This is a genomic window from Paracoccus sp. P2 (assembly GCF_046335115.1).
In the GTDB taxonomy this organism is placed as follows: domain Bacteria; phylum Pseudomonadota; class Alphaproteobacteria; order Rhodobacterales; family Rhodobacteraceae; genus Paracoccus; species Paracoccus pantotrophus.
In genome coordinates this window covers 1-7,100 of sequence record NZ_JBGOSN010000088.1, presented here as the reverse complement: position 1 = coordinate 7,100, position 7,100 = coordinate 1, and the positions used below count along the sequence as shown (strand labels likewise).

The following is a 7,100-nucleotide window of genomic DNA, read 5'->3' as shown; positions in this document are numbered from 1 at the left end:
TGACCGACATGGCGCTCGGCGACATCCTCATCGAGGTCTCGAACGTAGCCAAGCATTTCGGCGAGGGCGAAACCCGCGTCGATGCCCTGCGCGCGGTCGATCTGACCGTGCGGGCCGGCGAGGTGATCGCACTGCTCGGTCCGTCCGGTTCGGGCAAGACGACGCTGCTCAACATCATTGGCTGCATCCTCGCCCCATCGGCGGGACGAGTGGTGCTGGACGGCGAGCCGGTCTTCGACGGCAAATGGCTGCGGCGCGACCTGAGGCGGCTGCGTCTCGACAAGATCGGCTTCATCTTCCAGAGTCACAACCTGCTGCCCTTCCTGACGGCGCAGGAGAATGTCGCGGTCGTGCTCGATCTTGCCGGCCTGGCCGCCGAGGAAGGCCGGACGCGGGCGCGCGAACTCCTGGACTATCTCGAAGTCGGCCACCGCGCGATGGTCAAGCCGGCGCTGCTGTCGGGCGGCGAAGCGCAGCGTGTGGCGATTGCCCGCGCGCTGGCCAACCGCCCCCGCATTATCCTTGCCGACGAACCCACTGCCGCGCTCGACGGCGCGCGCGCCGGGCTGGTGATGGACCTCATGCGCAAGCTCGCGGTCGAGCAGGAAGCCTGCATCGTGACCGTCACCCATGACGAGAAGATCTTCGACCGCCTCGATCGCCTGATCCACCTGCGCGATGGCCATCTGGTTAGCGCGTGATGGGCAGGAGCACAGGAGGCAGACATGACCCAAGCCCTCACACGCCGATCCTCGCCACCATCATGCCCGCGGCGGATCGGGTGTCGCACGACAGTGGCCGATACTGAAACTTCACGCGACCTTGAAAAGGTGTAACCAAGATGCAACCGACATCCTATTCCAGGGCCCAGATCATCCTGCACTGGACGATTGCGGCCCTCGTCTTCTTCCAGATCCTCATGCATGACGGCATCGTCAAGGTATGGGACGGGCGGATGGAAGGCATGCTGCCGAACCAGCCGACGATCAATCCTCATGCCGTTGCCGGCGCGCTGATCCTCGTTCTCGTCCTGTGGCGGCTGGTGCTGCGCCGTCGGCGCGGCGTTCCGGGCCTGCCGGAAGGCGAGCACCCGACCCTGAAGGCTCTGGCCACGGGCATGCATGCGGCTCTCAACCTCCTGCTGATCCTGATGGCGCTTTCCGGCATGGCGGCGTGGATTTCCGGCGTCGAGGCGATCGGCGAAGCCCATTCCATCGCGCGGCTGGCGCTGGTTCCGCTGGTTATCCTGCATGTCCTCGCGGCACTTTACCATCATTACTGGCTCAAGACCGATGTGCTGCGGCGCATGCTTGGCCGGGCCTGAGGCGGGGTCCGTTCCGCGCGCCGCAACCCGCAACGCATGGCAGGCCGGGCCACACCCGCCCGGCCGCTCCCCAAACCCCGAACTTCGGAGGCAGACATGACGAGAAGACCGCGCAGCCAGACCGTTGCCGCCGCCGTCGCGGTGATCTTCGGCCTGCTGACCATCGTTTCGGGCGGCAGGGCGCTGTTCGGCGGCGTCGATATGGGCGCAGTGGTGCCATTCGTTCTGTGGTTCAACTTCGTCGCCGGCTTTGCCTATGTCCTGGCCGGGATCGGCCTGTGGCGCGGCGCAGGGTGGGCGCCGCTGCTGTCGCTGGCCATCGCCGCGGCAACAGCGGCCGTCTTTGCCGCCTTCCTGTGGCATGTCGGCGCCGGCGGCGCATGGGAGGCACGCACCATGGGCGCGATGATCCTGCGCAGCGCCATCTGGATAGCCATCGCGGCCTTTGCATTGCGGTGCCATAAGCCATCCGATTGATCCACTCACCCAGCCAGCGATGGCGGCTGCCAGCCGCGACCTCGTCCGCCAGGAACCCGACATGAAGCGCTTTCCACCTGTTGACCTGTCACTGACCCTTTCGCTCGTCACCGTGCTCGGCATGGCAATGGCGGCGGCCGGCAGGTGGCTGCCCAGCGGAGCTTGCGACGCTCTGGAGCTGCCGGGGCTGGTGCTAGTCTATCTGGCTGGCGGCCTGCCGACCGGCTGGCGCGCGCTGTCGGAACTGTGGCGCGCGCGCGTGCTTGACATCGACCTGTTGATGATCGTCGCGGCAATCGCCGCCGCAATCGTGGGCGCCCCGTTCGAGGGTGCGGTACTGATGACGCTGTTTAGCATCTCGACCACGCTGGAGGAACGCGCGCTTGGCCGCGCCCGCCGCGCCATCGAGGCCCTGATGGCGCTGCGCCCCGAGACCGCCTTGCGCAAGACCGCCAACGGCGCTGTCGAGGAAGTTCCCGCCGAGGTGCTGACCGTCGGCGATGTAGTGGTGCTGCGCCCCGGCGCCCGGGTGCCCAGTGATGGCGTGGTCGTCACCGGGCGCGGCGGCATCGACGAGGCCAATATCACCGGCGAATCCATGCCGGTGTCGAAAGAGGCCGGTGCGCAGGTGTTCGAGGCCACGATCAATCTGGACGGCGTGCTGGAGGTTGAGGTCACGCGCAGCGTCAGCGACAGCACCATCGCCCGCATGATCCGGCTGGTAACCGAGGCACAGGCCGCCCGCGCGCCCTCCGAACGGTTCAGCGAATGGTTCGGACAACGCTACACGGTCGCGGTGCTGGCGGGTGCGGTGATCGCCTTTGCCACGTTCTGGTGGCTGGGCGGCGACTGGGAACTGGCGCTTTACCGCGCCGCCACGCTGCTGGTCGCCGCCAGCCCCTGCGCCATCGTCATTTCCGTCCCCGCCGCGATCCTGTCGGCCCTTTCGGCGGCGGCGCGGGGCGGTGTTCTGTTCAAGGGCGGCGGCGCGCTGGAGACGCTGGCCGAGGTCGATATCTTCGCCTTCGACAAGACCGGCACCCTGACCACCGGCCGCGCCGAGGTGACGGAAATCGTCGCTCTGGATGGCGACGAGGCCGGGTTCCTGTCGCTGCTGGCGGGGCTGGAGGCGCATTCCGAGCATCATATCGCCGCCGCGATCCGCCGTGAGGTCGCCAGCCGCAGGCTTGATCCGGCGCAGGTGGCCGATGTGAACGCCCGGCCAGGCATCGGCATCGAAGGGTCCGATGCACTTGGCCCGGTTTGGGCGGGCAATGCCTATCTTGCCGAGGACATGAAGGCCGCAACGGATCACCCCGCGTTGCAGGCGCTGGCGGATGGCGCCAATACGGTCGTCTACCTGGGTCGCGGCGCCACCGTGCTGGGCGCCGTCAGCGTGGCGGATGAGGCACGGGCCAGTTCCGCCGGGGCGATCGCGGCCCTGCGCGACAGTGGTGTCGGCCGCATCGTCATGATGACCGGGGATCGCAGGCCGGTGGCGCTGCGCATCGGCGCCCGGCTTGGGCTGGGGCCCGAAGAGACTCACGCCGAAATGCTGCCACAGGACAAGGTTCGCGCGGTTGGCGAACTGGCCGCAACCGGCCGCGTCGCCTTTGTCGGCGACGGCGTGAACGACGCCGCGGCGCTGGCCCGCGCCGATGTCGGCATCGCCATGGGCGCGGTCGGGTCCGAGGTGGCGCTTCAGGCCGCCGATGTGGCGCTGCTGTCCGAGGATATGGAGCGGCTTGCGGACGCGCACCGCCTGTCGCGCCGAACGTCAAGGGTGATCCGGCAGAACCTGACCTTCGCCATCGGCGCCATGGTGGTTCTGGTCATCGGCGGGCTGTTCTTCGATCTGCCGTTGCCGCTGGTGGTGATTGGCCATGAAGGCGGCACCGTGCTGGTGGTGCTGAACGGGCTGCGGTTGCTGTCGGACCCGATCCGCCGGCCGAAGGCGTCTGTTGCCGGACAGGCGCTGACGGGTGTCGCGCAGCCCACCTGAACCGTGGGGATGCGCTCACCCCCGAAAGACGCGCAGATGCGGAAACGCGCCCTTTTCCAGATAGGCTTCCTCCTCGGGCGTCGATCTGCGGCCAAGGATGGCGTTGCGGTGCGGGTGGCGGCCAAAGCTGGCGATGATGCGGCGCACCTGCCCCGCTTGATCGACGAGCGAGGCATAGAGCGGCCGCAACGGCGCCGGCGCGCGGGCGGCGATGTCGCGGCGCAGGGCGATCAGCCGGTCGATGCGGGCCAGATGGTCCGACCCCTCTGCATGGCCCAGGGGCTGGGTGAAGGCGATCTGGAACCACGGCAGGCCAAGTGCCGCCCAGTCTCCGTTTTCCAACCCTTCTAGCGCCTGCGCCAATGCCGCCGGGTCTTGCGCCCAAGCCCGCGGGCTGCCCCGCCACAGCGAGCGCGGGAACTGGTCCAGCACCACGATCAATCAGCGCCAGCCGGCTCTCGGGCGTCCCTGCCCAATGATCCAGCGCTCCCGCCGCGCCGCGTTCGGTCAGCGGGCCAAAGCGCGCCGCAATCGTACCGTCCGCGCCGCCATGCATCCGCCAGCGCCATAGCTCGGCATGGCGGGCGGTGTCGATATCCAGCGCCCGGCCCTCGGGGAACCAGAAATCCAGAACCTCGCCGATCTGTCTGGCATCATTGCTATCGGTCATGTCATCCCCCATGAAAACGCCCCCGCGCCATGGGCACGGGAGCGGAATTGTTGATGAGGCACACGCGCCTAGGCGGTCGCGGGCACCGCTGCCGGCACAGGTCGGCGCCCGCCGGGCCCGCGCGGGACGCGCAGCAGGCGCATGGCGTTGGCGATCACCACCAGTACCGAAAGCTGATGGATCAGCATGCCCTCGGCCATATGCACATCGCCGTTGAACACGCCCGCCAGCAGCCCGGCCACCGTCAAGAGCGCAATGACAAGGTTCTGGCGCATGTTGCGCAACGTCGCGCGCGAGATCGCCGTGGCCTCGGCCAGCATGTCCAGATCGTTAGCCATCAGCGCGATGTTGGCGGTCTCGATCGCCACGTCGGACCCCGCAGCACCCGTGGCGATCAAGGTATCGGCGGCGGTCAGCTCGGGAGGTCGTTGATGCCGTCGCCGATCATGGCGACTTGGTGCCCTCGGCCTGAAACCGAGGGATAAGGTGGAGCTTGTCGTCGGGCAGACGAGCGGCGGGAACCTGTAGCTGCTCGCGGTTAGCCTGGTGATGTGCCGGATTCCAATGTCATGAAGCCGGGCGATGGCCGGCGGCCGAGGGGCACAATTGATCGAAAGGCACAAGATTCCCGCGATGCACCCATCGAGAGGAACGATCGCCAGCGTATGCCCGCGCTCCGGAAGCGCGGCCAATGCCAACGCCGAGGCATCGTCAAAGGCGATGCCAGGTTCGAGTAGTCTTCACGATTTCGCGACAAATGCGTGGCAAGTTCCACTCTTGACCTGCGTCAACGAGTCTGAATCCTTCCTGCGATACACGAAAGCACAGTGGCCACTATAGAAAGAACTCGCCGCGATGCAGCACATCAAGCTGACCTTCTGGGGCGCTCTGGCACTGTTGACCGTTTTGTGGCTGGTCGCGGAGCCCACGGTATTCCAACCGGCCAATTTCTTCGTGCTTCGGGGAACGATGGTCCAGTACACTGGCATCATCGCCATGGCTGCAATGAGCGTTGCCATGATCTTGGCGCTGCGGCCGCGCTGGCCGGAACGGTGGTTCGGCGGGTTGGACAAGATGTACCGGCTGCACAAATGGCTGGGCATAGCGGCCCTCGTCGTCTCGGTGGTCCACTGGCTCTGGGGGCAGGGTCCGAAATGGGCGGTGGGCTGGGGCTTGATCGAGCGGCCCGTGCGCGGCGAGAGACCGCCCCTGGAAAACCCGATCGAGCAGCTTCTCATGAGCCAACGCGGAACGGCGGAGGGTCTGGGCGAATGGGCCTTCTATGCTGCCGTGCTGCTGATCGTGCTGGCACTCCTCAAATACTTCCCCTACCAGCTGTTCTATAAAACGCACCGCTTGTTGGCCGTCGTCTACCTGATACTCGTGTTCCATGCCGTGGTGCTGACCACGTTCAGCTACTGGACGTCGCCAATCGGCGCGGTGATGGCGCTGCTTCTTGCGGCAGGTACTTATGCGGCGGTCGTAGTCTTGCTACGCCTCGTCGGTGCGGGGCGGCAGGTTCGGGGCAGGATCGCCTCGCTCCATTACTATCCGGGTGTGAAGGCTCTCGAGACAGAGATCGAGGTGCAACAGGGCTGGCCCGGCCACAAGCCTGGCCAGTTTGCCTTCGCCCTGTCCGACCGTACCGAAGGGGCTCATCCCTACACGATCGCCTCTGCCTGGAACGAAAAGGATCCACGCATCACCTTCGTGACCAAGGAACTCGGCGACCACACCAGCCGTCTGCGCGAGAAGCTGAACGTGGGCCAGGAGGTCAGGATCGAAGGGCCGTATGGCTGTTTCGACTTCGACAACGGTCAGCCCCGGCAGATCTGGATCGGCGGCGGCATCGGCATCACGCCGTTCATCGCCGGCATGAAGCATCTGACGCAAGAACGGCGCGTGCATCTGGTCCAGCCTCATCCCGTAATCGACTTGTTTCACACGACCGCCGACTATGACGAGAAGGCCATCGCCAAGCTGACGGCGGATGCGAAATCGGCGGGCGTCCGTCTGCATGTCCTGGTTGATTCCCGCGACGGCCTACTGACCGGCGAGCGTATTCGTGCGGCTGTGCCGGATTGGCGCGACGCCAGCATTTGGTTCTGCGGTCCGACGGGGTTCGGTGAGGCGCTGCGGCGGGATTTTGCCGCGCAGGGACTGCCAGTCGCGAAGCGGTTCCATCACGAGCTATTCGCCATGAGGTAAGTTTGATCTCTAGGCCATGCAATAGAGCGCAGCGGCCCGGATTCCGCGTCGCGACCTGATGCGTAAGTCTGTCGCACAAGCTTTGACTTTTGCATCGGGCTTTTGCGACAGGATTTCCAAGAAAAATGCCGGCGATTCTGTCGCGAAACTTGGGCAGACCATCCTAAAACCTTTGAAGGGATTCCTGCTGCGGTTGGCGCATAATAGAATCAGCTTATAACCACGTGCCGAAGAGTTTTAAGACATTCTCCTCCTCAAGTTGAGCGACGCAGGACAAACAGGGGAGCTCGACACTGCACAGGGCGATTCTGGTCATGTCTAGGGTCAGGATGCATTGATTTTCAGTGTGCTACGTGATTCACGGCTCGGAAAACGGAGCGGTGACATGAGCGACCTGTACTGGCTGACCGACGAGCAGA

Annotated in this window: 7 protein-coding genes and 1 pseudogene; 5 read left to right on the top strand and 3 right to left on the bottom strand. The window is 65.6% G+C overall.

Translation table 11 applies throughout. The annotated features are described in order from the left end of the window. The first annotated feature begins 8 nt into the window (after positions 1–8). The 4 genes from ACDP63_RS23810 (at position 9) to ACDP63_RS23795 (ending at position 3,803) form a co-directional block, all read left to right on the top strand. A complete protein-coding gene (locus ACDP63_RS23810) occupies positions 9–701 on the top strand; it encodes an ABC transporter ATP-binding protein (protein WP_409928761.1) in 693 nt (230 codons plus the stop codon). A 140-nt stretch (positions 702–841) separates the two neighbouring features. Then, complete coding sequence (locus tag ACDP63_RS23805; RefSeq protein ID WP_409928759.1) at positions 842–1,324, top strand: cytochrome b; 483 nt, start codon at positions 842–844, stop codon at positions 1,322–1,324. 96 nt (positions 1,325–1,420) lie between these two features. After that, positions 1,421–1,801 carry a hypothetical protein gene (locus tag ACDP63_RS23800; RefSeq protein ID WP_409928758.1) on the top strand — a complete coding sequence of 127 codons (381 nt, stop codon included), beginning with the start codon at positions 1,421–1,423 and terminating at the stop codon, positions 1,799–1,801. A gap of 61 nt (positions 1,802–1,862) precedes the next feature. Next, entirely contained in the window at positions 1,863–3,803 is a 1,941-nt protein-coding gene (locus ACDP63_RS23795) for a heavy metal translocating P-type ATPase (RefSeq protein ID WP_409928757.1), read from the top strand. Between the two features lie 15 nt (positions 3,804–3,818). Here ACDP63_RS23795 and ACDP63_RS23790 read toward each other — a convergent pair whose 3' ends face one another. The 3 genes and pseudogenes from ACDP63_RS23790 to ACDP63_RS23780 all read right to left on the bottom strand — a co-directional run bounded on the left by ACDP63_RS23790 (position 3,819) and on the right by ACDP63_RS23780 (position 4,841). Then, a complete protein-coding gene (locus ACDP63_RS23790) occupies positions 3,819–4,238 on the bottom strand; it encodes a DUF924 family protein (RefSeq protein WP_409928760.1) in 420 nt (139 codons plus the stop codon). Between the two features lie 70 nt (positions 4,239–4,308). Beyond that, positions 4,309–4,473, bottom strand: a pseudogene (locus ACDP63_RS23785) (DUF924 domain-containing protein); the annotation flags it as partial. A 68-nt stretch (positions 4,474–4,541) separates the two neighbouring features. Further along, a complete protein-coding gene (locus tag ACDP63_RS23780) occupies positions 4,542–4,841 on the bottom strand; it encodes a hypothetical protein (protein ID WP_199286329.1) in 300 nt (99 codons plus the stop codon). A 487-nt stretch (positions 4,842–5,328) separates the two neighbouring features. Between ACDP63_RS23780 and ACDP63_RS23775 the strand changes: the two genes are divergently transcribed. Then, a complete protein-coding gene (locus ACDP63_RS23775; RefSeq protein WP_409928756.1) occupies positions 5,329–6,681 on the top strand; it encodes a ferric reductase-like transmembrane domain-containing protein in 1,353 nt (450 codons plus the stop codon). Positions 6,682–7,100 lie beyond the last annotated feature (419 nt).

Excerpts from the sequence above, each read along its gene's own strand:
- ACDP63_RS23810 (WP_409928761.1), top strand. The coding sequence starts at position 9 with ATGGCGCTCGGCGACATCCTCATCGAGGTCTCGAACGTAGCCAAGCAT.
- ACDP63_RS23805 (WP_409928759.1), top strand. The coding sequence starts at position 842 with ATGCAACCGACATCCTATTCCAGGGCCCAGATCATCCTGCACTGGACG.
- ACDP63_RS23800 (WP_409928758.1), top strand. The coding sequence starts at position 1,421 with ATGACGAGAAGACCGCGCAGCCAGACCGTTGCCGCCGCCGTCGCGGTG.
- ACDP63_RS23795 (WP_409928757.1), top strand. The coding sequence starts at position 1,863 with ATGAAGCGCTTTCCACCTGTTGACCTGTCACTGACCCTTTCGCTCGTC.
- ACDP63_RS23775 (WP_409928756.1), top strand. The coding sequence starts at position 5,329 with ATGCAGCACATCAAGCTGACCTTCTGGGGCGCTCTGGCACTGTTGACC.